Origin of the sequence: Pseudomonas syringae (genome assembly GCF_002157375.1) — a bacterium.
Classification (GTDB): Bacteria; Pseudomonadota; Gammaproteobacteria; order Pseudomonadales; family Pseudomonadaceae; genus Aquipseudomonas; species Aquipseudomonas syringae_T.
Window position 1 is genome coordinate 51,543 of the sequence record NZ_MTSA01000022.1, and the last position, 18,308, is coordinate 69,850.

Sequence of the window (18,308 nt, forward strand, 5' to 3'; positions counted from 1 at the left end):
GATACAGATAAAAGTGTTACAGCCTCACCGGGTTGGCCCGTCTTTGCCATCAGGATTGTGTAACTTGGCGTTAACGGGGCCTTTATAACGGCCTCGACGCCACGTCGGGTGGAACAATCGCCAGTGCGCATCCTGAGCAGCGGCGAGCAGTTCGTGGTCACCCCGCGTGTCGCCCCAGGCACGAACCCGGAACTGCGTGAGCGGGCCGTAAACGCTTTCCAGGCGCGCCACTTTCGAGTCGCAACGGCAATTGCTGCCCTCGATCAACCCGGTCAGTTTGCCGTCGATGACTTCCAGGTTGGTGCCGATCAGCTCTACTTTCAAGCGATCAGCGAAGGGTTGCAGGACCATAGCAGGCGATGCTGAACATAGCGTGACAATGGCGCCCTTCTCGATTTCAGCCGCAATGGACTCCAATGCAGCCGGACGCATCAGGCGTTTCCAGTGAGACTGGCAGAAGGCTTCGGCCTTTTGCTGCAGCCACTGCACTTCAACGCCGCTCAAGAATGCCTTGATCAGACGGCCTTTGAGTTCATCGCGGGTCAGGCGTTTGGCCAGGTAGCCAATGCTCGGCAAGACCAGTCGGGCCATGCGCATGGAAAAAGCACGCTGCCCGAAAGCGAATTTGAGAAAAGGGACAAAGCTGTCATGCCGGGTGATGGTCCCGTCGAAATCGAACACCGCCAGCAAGCGTTGTTCCACTTCGATTTCAAGATCAGGTCCTACAGGTTCGATATCCGGTTCTACAGTTTCAAGGTCAGGTTCTATCATCTAGCTAACTGCCTCAGCGAGTCGAATGCTGGCATCCATGATCGAAGCGGGTGTGGGTAACACTCCGTGCCATTTGGCGCGCTCCATGATGTGGGTTGCCCATTTGTAATGGGTCGCCGGTTCACACATAGCATCGTTGTACTTGAACACGGCGGGGGCCACAGAGTTCAAAATCATCCGGGCGGAGTTCATGTCCTCCAGACTGACGCGTAGTGCATTCTGAATGATATTGACCTGCGAGGGGTGAATTGCCGTCTTTCCGACCAATCCATTGGTGATATCAAGCGCCAGTTCCTGCTCCAGAATGTCCGGTGTGGCCAGTTGCTCGAATACCGGCGCCGTCAGCGCAAACCCTTGAGCACCCATAACGCCGGCCAGCATGGGAATGACATAACCCATTGGCGTCGAATACAGCGTCATGGCCGGGTTGCGGCGCAAACCCAGGCAACCCATCAGGTCATTGCCGCCAATGCGCAACGCAATGATCCGCTCGTGCAGGCTGGCTTTCAACGCCTGCCCCAGTTCGACCATAGCGGTCGGGTTGAATACTTCCGGCGTTTCCAGTGTCGGCATCAAGGCCAGTGCCGGATTGGTCACCGCCTGCTCCCAGCGGGTCAGGGTGCTCAGCGACAACTTGGGGACGACAAAGCCGTCAACGTGCGACATCAGCGGCCAGTCGTTGAGAATGCGCGCCATTTCAGCGTCTCGAGGGCGCACGAACAACAGCGGACCATTGGCCGGACGCCCCCCGCGATCCTGAATGCGGGTCAGCACCTGGCGAAGGTTGAGCAGCGCAGTTTCGACATCAATCAGGGCGACCGCGTCTTCAAGACAGACCACCAGCGAACGCAGCTCGGGAATCTTCTCGCCGAATACCACATCGATAATGTCGTCACGGGTGGCGGGCATGTACAGCGTTGCCCCCAGCGCGTAAGGCGAAAACAAGGCCATTAGCTGAGACTCCGAATGATGGTCACTGCCCGATAAGGCCCCAGAACATCGCCGACTTCTTCGACGGGAATTCCCGCCTTCTCGGTCAGGTGCAGCAGCAATTGCACGTCGCTGTCGGCCAGGTTGCGGACCAGCACGTGATCCGGCACACGGCGCATCACCGCCCGGGTCGCCTCGGCGATGCCCGGTTTGACGCGATTGAGATTATTGATGCCGAAGCGTTCGGCCAGACGGTCGATCACCTGTGACGCGGCAGCGTTAAGCCCGCTGCGTTGCGACGGCGTCCAGGGGGACAGCGTCAGCGTTGAACGCTTTTGACGGCGCAGGCGCTCGATCTGTTCAATAAAAGAACGGGTGACGTCGTGGCCCTGCAACTGCCCGTACACCACACAGCCATGCAACCCGCCGTCCGCCGGCCAGATGGAACGCGACACCAGCCCGGAGACCGTTGCGCCGAGGATGCCTGAAGGAATCACCCAATCCTCTGCGGAAGCCGCCAGCCAGGCACAGCCACAGGGATCAGCCAGCACCACCAGCCGCGGGTCTGCGGGGAAACGCGCATCCCCTGCCAGACTGCGCCGGATCTCCCCGGAGATAGCGCCTTTCCCGGTCCAGCCATCGACAAACACGATGTTCTGCGCGCCGTGAGCCTGAACGATGGCTTCCAGCGCCACGTTGTCGATGCCGCGGTCACGCACGATGCTGATGCCGTAATGATGCGCTTCACGGCCCAGTTCGATCAGCGCCCGACGCAGCAGCACGCCCAGCGGCAGGCCGGCACGCACGAACGACACCAGAATGATTTCAGGCCCGGTACATTGCCGGTCAAGTGCCTGCGCCAAGGCCTGGACATCATAGGCCATGCGCTCGCCGTTCTGACTGAGCGCCCGCTCATACAACGCTTGATGAGCAGCGCTTGGGGCGGACTCCTCGCTGATCATTTCCGAATAATGTTTTTGCCGTGTCTGGATCAGGCGTTCCTTATCCTCGACACGAGTGGTCTGTATCTGGACGCTGCGCAACAGAAAATGCACGTCATCGGCCAGATAACTGCCACTGCCGACGGTATCGAGCCCGTGAACGGGATCACTCATGTGCGGCTCCGACAAACATTTTCGCCAACTGGCTGCGGGCAGGCGTCGCCCACCAGTGGCACTCGTCCATGAAGCCCAGGTCGGTGATGCTGTCGCCAAAACCCAGTACCGGACGCTCGCCGTTGATCGCCCTGTCGCGGCGCAGCCATTCCTGCACGGCGTAACGCTTGGCCAGACCGTCAGGCAGAAATGCCAGGTTGTTGCCATTACCGTGAATGTGCATGCCTTCGAGCAGGCCACGGGCCTGAACTTCGGCCAGCACCTGCGTCAGGATGCCGTCATCGCTTTCGTTGTGCTTGGTCACGACGTAATGGAACAGTTGCGCCTCTTCGACCACCCAGCCGCGTAACGAAAAGCCCAGTTCCTGACCGATGGCCAGCGTGGTGGCAGACAACTCATGCAGGCGCGACTGATAGCCGGCCAGGGTCTGCTTCATCTGCTCGTTCCAGTCATGATCCAGTCGCCCCATGACGTCGAGCATCACGCCACCGTGCGAACAGATCGCGCCGGCAGTGAACGGCAACCTGACCCGGCTGTAGGCCTCGACACTGCGTGCGGTCACCGGCACCACATCGGAGTGGGCCAGCAACCAATGGGCGAACGACTTCTGCACGTTGGTCATGTAACCGTTGGCGTTACCGCTGATATCCAGCGTTGCGACGTGCTTTTCAATGTCGGCCGGTGTTTTGCGCGCGGTCTGGAACAGCGTGTCGTCCAGGTCGACGAAGATCAGCGGGCGGTCATTACTCATCGCAGATCACCTCGGCGTTCAGCGCCTCGATCAGCTCGGCCGGCACGGCCTGCCTCGGGGTTTCGGTGCAGATCAGCACCCGGTCAAACTGACCCGGTCGCACGTTGTAAAGGAAGTTGGGGATGCCCAGGCCGTAGTTGTCGGAGAACGACAGCGCGTGATCAATGGCGTGACCCAGCGCGATCGGTGAACGGCTGGTGGAGCTGAAATGCACATCCGCGCCGGCTTTTTCCAGACGCTCGGCGAGCAGAAACGGACGCCAGACGAACTCGCTGGTGCCGACCACCAGCACACGCTCGCCCTTACTGACCGCAAGGCCCGGTGCCAGGGTGTCGGCCACCGACAGCACGCCCATTCGGCCCCAGTCATTGGCGGTCACCAGAGGCCAGTCCCCCATCGCGACGGTGCCGACTTCCGGCATGTCCGGCAATGGCGCGCTGATGTCTTCGTAGAAGGAATACGAACCCTGCAACAGCGATACCTGCTCGGCCGACGCGCCCATTGACGTGCTGACCGCGCCCGCCGACCAGTCGGTGAGCACGCAGGTGACCACGCGCTCGACCTTGCTCAATCCTGCCTCGACCAGCGCTTGATGAAGATTGATGAAGGTCTTGCCAGTAGACGCCTCGTCATCGACCAGCACCAGCGAGCGCGCATTGAGCATCATCTCGCGCATCGCCGGGTCGGCAGGCAGATGAATCAGGTGGGCGCTGGCGTGACTGTGTTCTTCTTCAAAGCGGGCAAACAACTCGGTGCCGGTCGGATGGCGAGTGCTGACCAGGTACAACGCATCGGGCCGCGTTGCGCTATAGGCACGATGCACGCCAGCGCCGAGTCCGACGGCGGTTTCGGCCATGCCGATGACCAGTACCGGGCCGGGCAGGTCGGCCGGGATCTTGCCGGCCAGGTCCTGAAAGCTTTTGAGCATCACACTCGGGCGCGCTGGAATATGACGACCCAGAACGCGTGACACGAACAGGAACGCGCGTTTGGGGTTACGCCGTTCAGCGAATCCAAATAGAGAGTCCGGGGCAATGGTGGACGAGTCGACGCTTACATCGAGGCGACCACGGAGCAGATCAGCACGAAGCCTTGTAGGGGTGGAAATAGCTGCGCTGCTGTCCATCGATAAATTCCTGAGTAACGGGGCCGCAGCCCCAGACGCCAGCCACCTGGGCTGGCAACACCGACGTCATTGGCGAGAGGCTTCAAGGAGCCATAACGATGACTGGGCGGTGCGTGAGATTTCTGTCGTGGTGTAAGACCTTTCCGGACGGGCATGCGGCGCATCGATACGGCAAGCCTGCAGAAAGGACAGAAGCAGTGCGGATTTCACTGCGAAATTCATGTTTTGCCCGTCAGGGACGGTGGACGTCACCATCCCGATGACCGCACCGCCGTTGTCGAATAACGGGCTCCCGCTGGAACCCGGCTGAATGGGCGCCGTGAACTGGAACAGGCTGGCGTCGTTATGCAGCCCGAACAGTCCGGAGATCCCGCCCTGAGTCACCTGCAACCCGCCACCGGAAATCGACGCGAGCGGATAGCCCAGCACCGCCACCGTATCACCCGGCTCACAGCCCTGCCCGTCCCGGAATGTAACCGGAGACAACAGCGGCGCGCCCTGCACCCGCAGCAGCGCAATGTCATTGCGGCGATCAATCACCACGGGCTCAGCCTTGTAACGGCCTTGCAGGGAAGAGATGTAAAACACGCCCATGTCTTCAATGACATGCGCACAGGTCATGACGTGTGCCGGGCCTACCACAAACGCGGTGCCGGTCGCCGACTCGTGTCGAGGACCGCCTGCCGAGCCGCCCGACCCACCGGACGGGCGGCGCGGGTGACGGTCATCCACTTCGAGGCCGATCTTGCGCCCGAACGCCGACAACCCGTACGCCGAGCCTTCGCTCAGCGCCCGGAATTTCCATTGATCATGACGCTTGTAGAACTCGCCGATGATGATCGCCGCTTCGCCGTTGTCACGCAGGTCCAGGCGATGCTCGATGTCGGCGTCCACCTTCAGGTGCAGGCTGGCGAAGTCGCGAACCGGCCCCATCGCGGCGTACACATAAACCATCAACAGCACCCGGTCACTGCCCGCCGGGAGCCGGTCCAGCTTCAGCGTACAGCCGACGTCCTGAGGGCCGCCGCTCCACTCCATCCAGCTCTGCTCCTGATGCAGCAGCGCCGGATCGCCCATCGGCTGACGTTTCTCGTTGACCGCCAGCAAAGCGACTGCTGCGTATTCACCAAAAACCGAAGAGGTACCGCTCTGCAGGTTCCAGGTGCAGTGAGCGTTTGCTAAAGCAGTGTTTGCACCTGGCGCCAGAAGCTTCATGCCCGATCCTCCTTGATAAGAGCGATTATTGATAGCAAAAATCTATTATCCTGATCAAACCAGAGCCCGTACAGCGACGGTGATGGGCTTGACCCGAATATCCTCAAGCCAATGTGTTTCCGGTTCTTTCAGCCCGAGACGCCGAGTTGCAAAAATACCCGGCAGGTTGATGCCAGTTTGACGCGTATAACCGATGCCGCCCGAGTAGCGCGGGTTGATCTCCAGCAGGCGCGGCTTGCCGTCTGCGTCGTCGCGGGTCTGCACATTGATCAGCCCGTCGCAGGCAAAATGCTCGGCGGCCCGCACGGCCAGTTGCACGGCCTCGCTGTCTCGCTCGAACGTCTGGTTCAAGCCCACCTTGCGTCGCCCGACGAAGGCAATCGCTTTGCCGCCCTCGCACACCATGTCCACCGAGACCTCACTGCCCGGCATGTACGGCATCAGCAGCATGGCCGGAAGGTCTTCAGACTGACGATAGGCATCAAGGTACGCCTTGAAGGTTGTCTCGCGCGCATCGGGGTTGGCGAAACAGCGAAACGCATCGACATCAGCCCTGAAACGCCAGAAACCCTGGCCATAAATGCCGACCACCGGCTTGATGCAGACCTCGCCGGAAATCGACAACCTGTCGTAGGCCGCCTGAAGCTCATCGGCGTTGTGAGCCGTGATCGCCGGAATGCAGGCCAGCCCCGCCGCCTCGGCCGCTGCGGTGAACCGGCTTTTGTCATCGACATTCATGAAGGTCTGCCGGGACGTTCCGCCCGTGACAAGGTCCAACCCCTCAGCGACAAACCGCGGGCGATGCGCTTCATACACACCGCCCACCCGACCGGCAATAATAACGGTGACACCCAGGGAGCGAGCCTTATCCAGCACCCAGTCGATGCGTTCTTCGTTGTCGAGCGGCTCTTGCAATGCCACATCGGCCTGGCCGGTAATTTCGGAGCGCTGCTGGCGATGAGAAGCGATAATGCGTACCGACGCCGGCAAGGCATCACGCGCACCGATGATCACATCGCGCTGGCTGGCCTGCCCTTCAAGGAACCAAATCATGTCAATCTCCGGAAGACTGCGCCGCCTCAAACGGCCTTGTCGAATTTTGTAATAACTGTTTTGCTTCGAAATGTTCGGTTTAGGGCAAAGTCACGCAATTTTAAACAGAGGACGCTGGTATGAAGTGGCTTAAAAGGTCGATTTGGCTTGTGGTATTCGTTGCACTCGGGATCGGCGCATTGAGCCTCTACTACGTCCTGCCGCGCCATGATGTCGTGATGATCACCGGCGTGGAAGTCAAAAGAATGGACGCCGACGGCGTGGTCAACGCCGAAAACCCGGCAGACGGCCCGACCCGCGACGTGTACTTCATCAACACCGAAGATCCGGACACCAAGAAAGTCGTGGTCTACCGCAACGAAGACACCGCGTGGAGCTTCCCGTGGTACTTCAAATTCGACTCCGCCGACATCCAGGCCAAAGCCCAAGGCTATTCCCGCGACGCCCAACAGCTGGCGTTGATCCGCTATTACGGCTGGCGGATAACCATCCTCTCGATGTTCCCCAACGTGACGGAGATTGAAGCCGTGACGAGTCGTGATCAGCCGTTCCCGGTGTTCAACACGATCTTTTTTGTGGTCGTGGGCGTTTTGGTGTTGATGGTGGTGGTCGGGGTAAGGAAAAGGGTTCGCAGGCAGCCGCGGGTTGATGGGATGCCTCGGTAACAAGCAGTAGCATCAAACAACAATGCCCCAGCGAAGCACATCCGCTGGGGCATTCTCATTTCAACGGTCGGATCTGTTCTGGTCTTGTAGCGGACTCAGCCCTTGCTGAACAACTCCGGCAGCCCCTCAGCCTTGAGTACCGCTTTGACCGACGGACGTGCTTCGACACGAGCCATGAACGCTTTCAACGCAGGCTGCTCGTCCAGCGAAATGCCGAAGTTGACTGACCAGCGGGTTACGGCGAACAGGTAAGTGTCGGCAACGCTGAAGTCATTACCAAGCAGGTAATCACGACCATCTGCCAAGAGGCCATTCAGGTAGGTCAGCTTGGCGATGACCGGGCGCTGAGCATCGGTGGCATCGGCTCCCTTTGCCAGATAGAACAGCGGGGTCCAGGCCTTGTGATATTCAGCGGACAGATAATTGAGTATCTCGTGCAGCCTTGCACGCGCCAGCGTGCCATTGGCTGGCACCAGCGCGGGTACGAAGTGGTCGCCCAGATACTGGAGCACCGCAACGCCTTCGGTCAGTACAGCGCCATCACCGAGCGCCAATGCAGGGACAGCACCTTTTGGGTTGATCGCGTAGTAGTCCTCACCGGATTCAATCTTGTGCTGGCGCAGATCGACCTTGACCAGTTCATGAGCGACACCCGCCTCATGCAGTACGACATGGGCAGCAAGCGAGCAGGATCCAGGTGTGTAGTAGAACTTCATAAGGACAAGTCTTCCGGTGGTTGAGAGTGACCCGATCCTAGCACCCGGATAACTTTTGTATAGCTGGTAACTTAAGGTTACCCTCATTCTCCGGTTACCGTTTTGTAACCTGGTTACGCCTTGGAAACTCGCGACGCCACAAAGGAATACCTTCGTAATGTCCCTGAAAATGCGCAAAAGCAAAGTCAGCCATCCCGTCCCGGAATGCGCGGTCGCTGCCTGCATGTGGTTGCTGGGCGGCGTCTGGACCCCGAACCTGCTGTGGAGCTTGAGTGGCGGCCCTCGACGGTTCGGCGAGTTGCGCGTCGACATTCCTGGTATTTCGGCAAAGATGCTGTCGGTGCGGCTTAAGGAGATGGAGGAGAAAGGTGTGGTTGTTCGGACGGTGCTGGCGACGTCGCCGCCTTCGGCTGAGTACAGTCTTTCTGAGCTGGGGTTGGAGTTGCTGCCGGCGATAAAGGCGATTGCGGAGATTGGGTATCGGTTGAGGCGGGGAATGGATGGGGGTTAAGTTGCAATACGTTACATTCATTATAAAGCCCATACTCACAACACGCTACTCCCCCCTCCACTCTAAAAACGTAACAACCTTAGCTAAAAAAATAACTCACGACACAGAACTAAAATCTGCGCGTTGTTTCTTTTAAACTTATAGACCACGCAACAAGTGCGGACCACGCAAATACTGAACAACGAAAACCCTATAACCATAAACAGTAAAAAGCCAGCAACTGCTAGATACTATAAAAATCCGCTCAGCGTTTTGGCTCATCTATACTCCGATAGACGAGCCAATCCGCCAACCACTAACGCTAACTTTTATGGAGTTGTCGTAGCGGCTGCAGCAGGTCCAGCACAGGTACTGGATGCGGACTTAGCATTACTCACTGCGCAGGTCCAGGTGATAGCGCCGACAGCAGCCAATGAAGGGGTCAGAGTAGCAGTAGTTGCAGAAGTACCATTCCCTACTGAAGGACTAACCAATACACCGGTTGTAGCATTGCAGGTACCATTTGCGGGCATGGTAACGTTAGTGCATAGTGCAGTTGAAAGCCCCTCTTGTGCATTTATACCCACTTGAGTTTTTGCCGCGTCAAGCGTGGCGACAGCACTGGCGCCATTCGCGCGCGCAACATAGTTTTGGTACTGCGGGATAGCTACGGCAGCCAAGATACCAACGATCGCTACGACGATCATCAATTCGATTAGCGTGAAACCTTTTTGTACGTTCATATCTACTTCTCCGAGGCGTCAATTAGGTGGTGCCTTGGGAGCGTGGAAGCACAGGCCGTGCCAAAAGCTATTTTCAACTCCTGGCGCTGCTAATGTCATCTATACAGCGACCATAGACGTCCTGAAATTCGCAGAAACTGACAATTTTCGTCACATGCCTCTCTGCCATTTGGCAGCACAGCCCGACTGCGCTATAACCCTCACACTGTCCGTGTCTGGTGGTTTTATGACTGATGCTGTCCTCACTGGTTTGGCCAAACAACTGGTCCTAGCCGATCTACTTACTGAAGCTGTTGCGCAGCAAGCCTACCAGCAGGCGCGCCGCGACAAGATTTCGTTGGTGAGCTATCTGGTCCAGAACAAACTGGTCAAAAGCCTGACGCTGGCAGAAATGGCTTCGGACCAGTTTGGCGTCCCATTTATGGATCTGGCGAGCCTGGACAAGGAAAGCCAGCCTAAGGGATTGGTGGGTGAAAAGCTGATTCGGCAGCATCACGCCCTCCCACTCTGGCGACGAGGCAACAAGCTGTTCATCGCCATATCGGACCCGACCAATCATCAGGCGGTGACCGATATTCAGTTCAGTACAGGTCTGAACACCGAAGCCATTCTGGTAGAAGATGACAAGCTGACCACCGCAATAGATAGGTTTTTTGACAGTGACAGCGGTCTGGGTAATCTGGAAGACGTCGATCTGGGGCTGGATATCGAACCGGCTGAAGGTAAGGAGACCTCCCTCGCTGCGCAGAATGATGCTGACGACGCCCCCGTTGTTCGTTTCGTCAATAAAATGTTGTTGGATGCCATCCGGTTAGGATCCTCTGACCTGCACTTCGAACCTTACGAAAAAATCTTCCGCGTGCGTTTGCGCACCGACGGTATTTTGCATGAAGTCGCCAGACCGCCGATCCATCTGGCGAACCGTATTGCTGCACGCCTGAAGGTCATGGCCAGCCTCGATATTTCCGAGCGACGCAAACCGCAGGATGGCCGGGTCAAGTTGCGTGTCTCCAAGACTAAAGCCATCGATTTCCGTATGAATACTCTGCCCACGCTGTGGGGCGAGAAGATCGTGATGCGGATTCTTGACCCGACCAGCGCGCAGATGGGCATTGATGCTCTGGGTTACGAGCCGGAGCAAAAAGCGCTGTATCTGGAGGCGCTGAAACAGCCACAAGGTATGATTCTGGTGACCGGCCCTACGGGTTCCGGCAAGACCGTTTCACTGTATACCGGCCTTAATATCCTCAACACCGTGGACATCAACATTTCTACCGCTGAAGACCCGGTGGAGATCAACCTGGAGGGTATCAATCAGGTCAACGTCAACCCGCGCCAAGGACTGGACTTTTCCCAGGCCTTACGTGCTTTTCTGCGTCAAGATCCCGACGTCATCATGGTGGGTGAGATACGCGATCTGGAAACTGCAGAAATTGCTATCAAGGCATCGCAGACCGGCCATATGGTGCTGTCTACCCTGCACACCAACAGCGCGGCAGAAACGTTGACGCGACTGCATCATATGGGTGTAGCCGCATTCAACATTGCTACAGCAATCAATTTGATTATCGCGCAACGACTTGCGCGCAAGCTGTGCAACCACTGCAAGAGGGAGCTCGACATCCCCCGCGAAACACTGATTCAGGAAGGCTTCCCGGAGTCAAAAATTGGCACGTTCAAAATCTATGGACCGGTGGGCTGCGAGCACTGCAATGGCGGCTACAGAGGCAGGGTAGGTATCTACGAAGTGGTGAAGAAAACAGCGGAGCTGGAGCGCATCATTATGGAAGAGGGCAACTCACTGGAGATATCCAGGCAGATGCGTAAAGACGGCTTCAATGACCTGCGGACCTCGGGCCTGTCAAAGGCTATGCAGGGCATCACTAGCCTCGAAGAAGTCAACCGGGTCACCAAGGATTAAGCATGGCCAGCAAGGTAGTCAAAGTCAGTATCTACACTTGGGAAGGTGTTGATAAGAAAGGCGGCAAGCTCAGTGGAGAGGTCAGTGGGCATAACCTGGCTCTCGTCAAAGCCCAATTGCGCAAGCAGGGCGTGAACCCAACCAGAGTGCGCAAGAAATCGGTTTCGATATTTGGCAAGGGCAAGAAAATAAAGCCGTTGGACATTGCATTTTTTTCTCGTCAAATGGCAACGATGATGAAGGCTGGCGTGCCGCTACTACAGTCCTTCGATATCATTAGTGAGGGTGCGGAGAATCCAAATATGCGAGCTTTAGTGGGTTCGCTCAAGCAAGAAGTTTCGGCTGGTAATAGCTTTGCAACCGCCCTGCGGCAAAAGCCTGAATACTTTGACGATCTGTTTTGCAATCTGGTAGATGCAGGAGAGCAAGCAGGGGCGCTTGAAAGTCTATTAGATCGCGTAGCTAGCTATAAAGAAAAAACCGAAAAGCTAAAGGCAAAAATCAAGAAAGCCATGACTTACCCTATTGCTGTATTAATAGTTGCAATTATCGTATCAGGTATTCTACTGATAAAAGTGGTGCCGCAATTTCAGACTGTTTTTGCAGGATTTGGTGCGAAATTACCCGCATTCACTCTTATGGTTATAGGGCTTTCAGAGTTTGTCGAGCAATGGTGGCTGGCAATCATTGGGTTATTTTTTGCCGGCTTCTTTTTATTTAAACGAGCTTACAAACAATCTCAAAATTTCCGTGACGGAATTGATCGATTCTTGTTAAAAGTCCCTATTATTGGCCCTCTAATTTTCAAATCATCTGTAGCTCGGTATGCACGCACCCTTGCAACAACTTTTGCTGCTGGCGTTCCGTTGGTCGAGGCCTTGGACTCGGTAGCCGGTGCTACCGGGAACGTGGTTTTCAAAAATGCAGTTAATAAAGTCAAACAGGACGTTTCTACAGGTATGCAACTGAATTTTTCGATGCGTTCGACTGGCGTATTTCCCAGTCTGGCGATCCAAATGACAGCGATCGGCGAAGAATCAGGTGCATTGGATAACATGCTAGATAAAGTTGCGACTTATTATGAGGATGAAGTTGATAATATGGTTGACAGCCTAACCAGCTTAATGGAGCCAATGATTATGGCCATTTTGGGGATCGTAGTAGGAGGGCTAGTAATCGCCATGTACCTCCCTATTTTTACACTCGGAAACGCAGTTTAACATGCCCTATCTCGACCTCCTGGCCAGCTCATCGCTTGCATTCGTTATTTTCATTGCCCTACTCGGTCTCATCGTCGGAAGTTTCCTCAACGTAGTCATCTACCGCCTCCCAATCATGATGGAGCGCGACTGGAAAGCTCAGTCCCGCGAAATGCTCGGCCTTCACGCCGAACCGGACCAACCCGTCTTCAATCTGGTCCTCCCGAACTCCACTTGCCCGCATTGCACGCACAAGATCCGCCCATGGGAAAACCTGCCGGTCATCAGCTACCTGTTATTGCGCGGCAAATGCTCGCAATGCAAAGCGCCCATCAGCAAGCGCTATCCGCTGGTCGAGCTGACCTGCGCAGTGTTATCGGCTTATATCGCCTGGCACTTCGGCTATGGCTGGCAGGCTGCGGCAATGCTGGTGTTGAGCTGGGGTCTGCTGGCAATGAGCCTGATCGATGCCGATCACCAGTTGCTGCCTGACTCTTTGGTACTGCCGCTGCTGTGGCTGGGCCTTATTGTTAATTCCTTCGGGCTTTTCACTTCGCTGGGCGACGCGCTGTGGGGTGCGGTGACCGGCTATCTGGCGCTGTGGTCGGTGTATTGGCTGTTCAAGCTGGTGACCGGCAAGGAAGGCATGGGCTATGGCGACTTCAAGTTGCTGGCCATGCTTGGCGCGTGGGGCGGCTGGCAGATTCTGCCGCTGACCATCCTGTTGTCGTCGCTGGTGGGTGCGGTGCTGGGGGTGATCATGATGCGCGTGCGCAGGGTTGAAAGCGGCACGCCGATCCCCTTTGGTCCTTATCTGGCCATTGCGGGGTGGATCGCTTTGCTCTGGGGTGGTCAAATAACCGACTCTTACATGCAGTTTGCCGGTTTCAGATGACCCACCCCGATCAAAAACCCTGGATTCTTGGCCTGACTGGCGGCATTGGCAGCGGTAAAAGTGCGGCAGCGCAGTGCTTTATCAACCTCGGCATCGACACCGTGGATGCCGACCATGCCGCCCGCTGGGTCGTCGAGCCCGGGCGTCCTGCGCTGGAGCAGATAGCCGCACACTTCGGAAAAGGCGTGCTACAGGCCAACGGCGAGCTGGACCGTGGCGCGCTGCGCAAGCTGATCTTTGAAAACCCGGAGCAGCGACGCTGGCTGGAAGCGCTGTTGCATCCGCTGGTCAATCAGGAAATCGTCAGCTATCTGGCTAAAGCCAAATCGCCGTATGCCGTTCTGGTGTCGCCGCTGTTAATCGAATCCGGGCAATCCCGGATGGTGCAGCGCCTGCTGGTGATCGATGTGCCACCGCAACTGCAGATAGAACGCACGATGCTACGCGACAGCTCCAGCCAGGAACAGGTCGAGGCCATTCTGAAAGTGCAAATCCAGCGCGAAGATCGCCTGCGCCATGCCGACGACATACTGGTCAATGACCGCGATCACGCCTGGCTGACCAGCGAAGTCGAGCGACTGCACCACTTTTACCTTACTTTGCGTGGAGGCCACTCATGAGCCAACCAATGACCGTTCAATGCCCAACCTGCGACGCCCCCGTGGAATGGAGCGCCGCCAGCCCGAGCCGTCCGTTTTGCTCAGAGCGCTGCAAGCTGATTGATCTGGGAGCATGGGCTTCCGAAGAACATGCGATTCCGGTGAGCCCGGATGCTGAGGATGAGATGTTTTCGGGTGATCTGGAGGCCCCGCACCGGGGGCATTGAAGTTTAGAAGCTGAAGAGGGCGGCGATTTGCATTGCTCACGAAGACCACAGCTGCCTTATTTCAAGCGGCTGTGGTGTGCCGTCGTAAGATGCGACTATTTCTTCTTGTTCTTTCTCACCTCAGCCAATGGATCGCCACAACTCGACCTTTGACAAGGCTGGACTGACACAGGACCCGCCCCTGTAACTGTAAATCTCCCTCGACGCTCACCTTCTGATGCGCACTTGTCACACCAGACCTCAGACACGATATCCGGTCCGTTGACGTTTCCTTCTTGCATAAAACTCTCCTTGAGTTAAAAAACCAATAAATGGGTGTGTCATGGTTTGCGCAATTCAGATATTCAATAGAGATACCTGAACGCGACTGCCGCTAAACATGGTTTTGAAAAAAGAGATGTATCGATAACCGATACACCTCTCTTCCCTCTGCCTTACTGCCAGTTGGCAGCCAACACAGCGTCTAACTGGGTTTGCTGTGCAGCCGTGAGGTTTCGCTCGGCCCCTGCATCAACTCCGAATGACGCCATTTTGTCGACCAGGCTTTGCACTTGGCTATCCAGCAGCGTTTTGCCGTCGGCAGTTTTGAACTGATCCACCTGATAGTAATTGGCTGCGTACCAATTGCTCACCAGCACCTTATCGTTGGTGTCGATAATACTGACTTCAAGATCGCTGCCGCTGCGACGGAACCAGAGGTCCTCAAGGCTTACCTCTGTGCCGAATTGCAGCACATCCGTGCCGCTACTGACATCGTAGTTGTTGATGACGTCTCGTCCTGAGCCAATGTTGATCTCGTAGATGTCACTGCCATCGCCCCCGATAAGGCTATCGTTGCCAGTGCCGCCGTTGAGTACATCATTGCCCGCGCCGCCGTAGAGAGTGTCGTTGCCCGACTCTCCGTACAACCTGTCGTCGCCCTCGTCGCCATACAGCGTATCAAGCCCTTTGCCGCCATAGATGCTGTCATTGCCGGCCGCACCGGAAGCGTTATCGTCGCCGTCGCCAGCGTTGATAACATCGCCACTCGCGTAACCGCGGAGGGTCTGGTCAGATGAATTTCCAAGCAGTACCTGGGACTTGATGGCCGACTGATTCCAGAGTGTGCCATCAGCAAATTGCAGCTGATCGATCTGATACCCGCTGGTTGCGTCCTCGGCGAAGTGATTCATCACGCGCAGACTATCGTTTGTGCCATTAACGCGAATTAGCAGATCACTGCTGTCCCGAGTGATACTGACATCACTGACATTCAGGTCGGCAAGCTTTACGGTATCAAGCTTTCCGACACGGGCTTCATTGGCATAGTAGATGGTGTCTTGGCCAGCGCCTTTGCCAAACAGGTAAGTATCGTCTCCGTCACCACCGTTCAGTTGATCATTACCGGCACCACCATCCAGAACATCATTGCCATCTCCGCCGTAGAGCGCGTCATTGCCCGCTCCACCTTGCAGCAAGTCGTTATCACCGTCACCGTTAAGCGTGTCAGCACCCGCACCTCCGGACAAAGTATCGTTGCCGCTACCACCGTTCACCGTATCGTCGCCAGCACCAGCGTCGATCAAGTCATTGCCGGACGTACCGGAGAGGGTTTCATCGATGTCCGAGCCTTGCATGACCTGGGATTTGATCTGGCTCTGATCCCAGAAACTGCCATCGGCAAACTGGATACGGTCGATTTGATAACCGCCAGCGGCGTCCCCCTGGAAGTGGTAAACCACTCGCAGGCTGTCGGTGCTACCCAGTACCCGGATGATCAGGTCGTTACCATCGCGGCGCACGCTGACATCAGAGGCATTGAGATCGGTAAGCTTGATCGTATCGAGCTTGCCTTCGCGATTTTCATAGGCGTAGTAAATCGTGTCTTGACCCGCCCCCTTACCGAACAGATAGGTATCGTTGCCCTCGCCACCGTCAAGTTGGTCATTGCCCAAACCGCCATCAAGGATGTCATCACCGGTACCGCCAATGAGACTGTCATTCCCCGCACCGCCCAGCAGCAAGTCATTGCCTTCGTTGCCGTTCAGGCTATCGGCACCCGCATTGCCGGCCAGAGTGTCGTTGCCGGCTGCGCCATTGATGATGTCATCACCCGCTCCCGCATCGATGACATCGTCACCCCCAGTGCCCGATAGAGTTTCTTCAACTTCGCTGCCCTGCAGGACCTGGTTCTTGATAGCGGCCTGATCCCAAAAACTCCCATCTGCGAACTGAATACGGTCGATTTGATATCCACCCGTGGCGTCGCTCTGGAAGTGATAAACGACACGCAGGCTATCAGTGCTACCCAGCACTCGAATAAGCAGGTCGTTACCATCACGACGCACGCTGACATCCGCCGCGTTCAGGTCAACCAGCTTGACGGTATCGAGCTTGCCCACACGATTTTCATAGGCGTAATAGATCGTGTCTTGACCGGCCCCCTTGGCAAATAGATAGGTATCGTCGCCATCTCCGCCATCGAGGCGATCATTACCCGCACCGCCATCAAGGATATCGTTACCAAGACCGCCATTAAGGGTGTCGTTGCCCAGACCGCCCAGCATCAGATCATCTCCAGCTTCGCCATTGAGAGTATCTGCGCCCTTGCTGCCTGATAGCGTATCGTTGCCGCTCCCCCCATTGACGGTGTCGTCACCGGCGCCTGCATCAATGCTGTCATCGCTGGCAGTACCTGCCAGCGTCTCGTCGGCATCGGTTCCTTGCAAGACTGCGGACCTGATCGCCGCCTGATTCCAGGTGCTACCGTCAGCGAACTGGATCTGGTCAATCTGGTAACCATAGGTTGCGTCGTTGGTGAAGTGGCTCACCACGCGCAGGCTGTCGGTGGTGCCCAGCACGCGAATGAGCAAGTCGTTACTCTCACGACGCACGCTCACATCCGTCGCATTCAACCCGATCAGCTTCACTGTATCGAGTTTGTCTGCGCGGCCCTCATAGGCGTAGTAGACGCTGTCCTGACCCGAGCCTTTTCCGAACAGGTAAATGTCGTCACCATTCCCGCCGTCCAGCATGTCATTGCCAGCACCACCATCGAGTTGGTCGTTACCGTTGCCGCCATAGAGAGTGTCTTTACCGTCGCCCCCATTCAACACATCATTGCCATCTTCCCCATTCAAGGTATCGGCACCAATACCGCCCGAGAGGGTATCGTTGCCACTACCGCCATTGACGACATCGTCACCTGCTGCTGCGTTGATAATGTCATCGCTGCCGGTACCAGCCAGGGTTTCATCCGCTTCAGTACCTTGCAGCACTTGGGCCTTGATCGCGGTTTGATCCCAGAAGCTGTCATCAGCAAACACAATCCGGTCGACCTGATAACCCGCTGTGGCATCGCTCATGAAGTGATATGTAACACGCAAGGTATCGGTCGTACCGTTGATGCGAATCACCAGGTCATAACCGTCACGCGCCACGCTGACATCAGCCGCATTGAGGTCAACCAGTTTGACCTGGTCGACCTTGCCGACACGGCTTTCGTTGGCGTAGTAGATCGTGTCCTGGCCCGAGCCCTTGCCGAACAGGTAGGTATCGTCTCCGGTGCCACCATCCAGACGATCATTGCCGGCACCGCCATCGAGCACATCATTTCCGGCGCCGCCGTTAAGGGTGTCATTGCCTGCGTCACCATTGAGGTAATCGTCACCCTCATCGCCGTTTAGCGAGTCGGCACCGTCCCCCCCCAACAGCCTGTCCTGCCCTGCACCGCCGTACAACGTATCGTCGTCTATGCCGCCATCGATCAGATCGTCGCTGGCAAAACCGGTCAGGACCTGGGCTGCGTCACTGCTCTTGAGCACCTGCGCCTTGATGATCGATTGATCCCAGTTACTACCATCGGCAAACTGGATGCGGTCGATCTGATAACCCGAGGTCGCATCGCTCATGA

The 18,308-nt window shown here is 56.7% G+C and carries 17 protein-coding genes; 7 read left to right on the forward strand and 10 right to left on the reverse strand.

Annotated features, from left to right (window positions below; genetic code table 11):
• Positions 1-24: 24 nt before the first annotated feature.
• The 7 genes from BW686_RS23110 to BW686_RS23140 all read right to left on the reverse strand — a co-directional run bounded on the left by BW686_RS23110 (position 25) and on the right by BW686_RS23140 (position 6,961).
• A complete protein-coding gene (locus BW686_RS23110; protein ID WP_084919848.1) occupies positions 25-771 on the reverse strand; it encodes an HAD-IB family hydrolase in 747 nt (248 codons plus the stop codon).
• A complete protein-coding gene (locus BW686_RS23115; protein ID WP_084919852.1) occupies positions 772-1,722 on the reverse strand; it encodes an HpcH/HpaI aldolase/citrate lyase family protein in 951 nt (316 codons plus the stop codon).
• Complete coding sequence (locus tag BW686_RS23120; protein WP_084919854.1) at positions 1,722-2,816, reverse strand: cysteine protease StiP family protein; 1,095 nt, start codon at positions 2,814-2,816, stop codon at positions 1,722-1,724. Before BW686_RS23120 ends, BW686_RS23115 begins: the two co-directional genes overlap by 1 nt.
• Positions 2,809-3,567 (reverse strand): trehalose phosphatase, encoded by a 759-nt coding sequence (locus BW686_RS23125; RefSeq protein ID WP_084919857.1) that lies wholly within the window; start codon positions 3,565-3,567, stop codon positions 2,809-2,811. Before BW686_RS23125 ends, BW686_RS23120 begins: the two co-directional genes overlap by 8 nt.
• Positions 3,560-4,693 carry a phosphoribosyltransferase domain-containing protein gene (locus BW686_RS23130; RefSeq protein ID WP_084919860.1) on the reverse strand — a complete coding sequence of 378 codons (1,134 nt, stop codon included), beginning with the start codon at positions 4,691-4,693 and terminating at the stop codon, positions 3,560-3,562. The genes BW686_RS23125 and BW686_RS23130 overlap by 8 nt, the downstream gene beginning before the upstream one ends.
• 66 nt (positions 4,694-4,759) lie before the next feature.
• Entirely contained in the window at positions 4,760-5,908 is a 1,149-nt protein-coding gene (locus tag BW686_RS23135) for a trypsin-like peptidase domain-containing protein (protein WP_084919862.1), read from the reverse strand.
• 54 nt (positions 5,909-5,962) lie between these two features.
• On the reverse strand, positions 5,963-6,961 hold the full coding sequence (locus tag BW686_RS23140) for an ATP-grasp domain-containing protein (RefSeq protein ID WP_084919865.1): 999 nt from the start codon (positions 6,959-6,961) through the stop codon (positions 5,963-5,965).
• Positions 6,962-7,080: 119 nt separating this feature from the next.
• Between BW686_RS23140 and BW686_RS23145 the strand changes: the two genes are divergently transcribed.
• Positions 7,081-7,626, forward strand: coding sequence for a DUF1523 family protein (locus BW686_RS23145; RefSeq protein WP_084919867.1), 546 nt, complete (start codon positions 7,081-7,083; stop codon positions 7,624-7,626).
• 95 nt (positions 7,627-7,721) lie between these two features.
• Here BW686_RS23145 and gstA read toward each other — a convergent pair whose 3' ends face one another.
• Positions 7,722-8,342 (reverse strand): glutathione transferase GstA, encoded by a 621-nt coding sequence (gene gstA, locus BW686_RS23150; protein ID WP_084919870.1) that lies wholly within the window; start codon positions 8,340-8,342, stop codon positions 7,722-7,724.
• A gap of 157 nt (positions 8,343-8,499) precedes the next feature.
• Here gstA and BW686_RS23155 point away from each other — a divergent pair, with 157 nt between their 5' ends.
• Positions 8,500-8,853, forward strand: a complete 354-nt coding sequence (locus tag BW686_RS23155) for a winged helix-turn-helix transcriptional regulator (RefSeq protein WP_084919872.1) — start codon at positions 8,500-8,502, stop codon at positions 8,851-8,853.
• A gap of 308 nt (positions 8,854-9,161) precedes the next feature.
• Here BW686_RS23155 and BW686_RS23160 read toward each other — a convergent pair whose 3' ends face one another.
• Entirely contained in the window at positions 9,162-9,575 is a 414-nt protein-coding gene (locus BW686_RS23160; protein WP_084919875.1) for a pilin, read from the reverse strand.
• Positions 9,576-9,801: 226 nt separating this feature from the next.
• Between BW686_RS23160 and pilB the strand changes: the two genes are divergently transcribed.
• From pilB to yacG, 5 genes are read left to right on the forward strand one after another with little or no spacing between them, the layout of a single operon-like run.
• A complete protein-coding gene (gene pilB / locus BW686_RS23165; RefSeq protein WP_084919877.1) occupies positions 9,802-11,496 on the forward strand; it encodes a type IV-A pilus assembly ATPase PilB in 1,695 nt (564 codons plus the stop codon).
• Between the two features lie 2 nt (positions 11,497-11,498).
• Positions 11,499-12,716, forward strand: a complete 1,218-nt coding sequence (locus tag BW686_RS23170; RefSeq protein ID WP_084919880.1) for a type II secretion system F family protein — start codon at positions 11,499-11,501, stop codon at positions 12,714-12,716.
• 1 nt (position 12,717) lies between these two features.
• Positions 12,718-13,590 (forward strand): prepilin peptidase, encoded by an 873-nt coding sequence (locus BW686_RS23175; RefSeq protein ID WP_084919883.1) that lies wholly within the window; start codon positions 12,718-12,720, stop codon positions 13,588-13,590.
• On the forward strand, positions 13,587-14,210 hold the full coding sequence (coaE, locus tag BW686_RS23180) for a dephospho-CoA kinase (RefSeq protein WP_084919886.1): 624 nt from the start codon (positions 13,587-13,589) through the stop codon (positions 14,208-14,210). Before BW686_RS23175 ends, coaE begins: the two co-directional genes overlap by 4 nt.
• On the forward strand, positions 14,207-14,416 hold the full coding sequence (gene yacG / locus BW686_RS23185; protein ID WP_007251656.1) for a DNA gyrase inhibitor YacG: 210 nt from the start codon (positions 14,207-14,209) through the stop codon (positions 14,414-14,416). Before coaE ends, yacG begins: the two co-directional genes overlap by 4 nt.
• Positions 14,417-14,850: 434 nt before the next feature.
• Here the strand turns inward: yacG and BW686_RS23190 are convergent.
• Positions 14,851-18,308, reverse strand: a 3,458-nt coding sequence (locus BW686_RS23190) for a calcium-binding protein (protein ID WP_306298902.1), incomplete at its 5' end; no start/stop codon positions are given.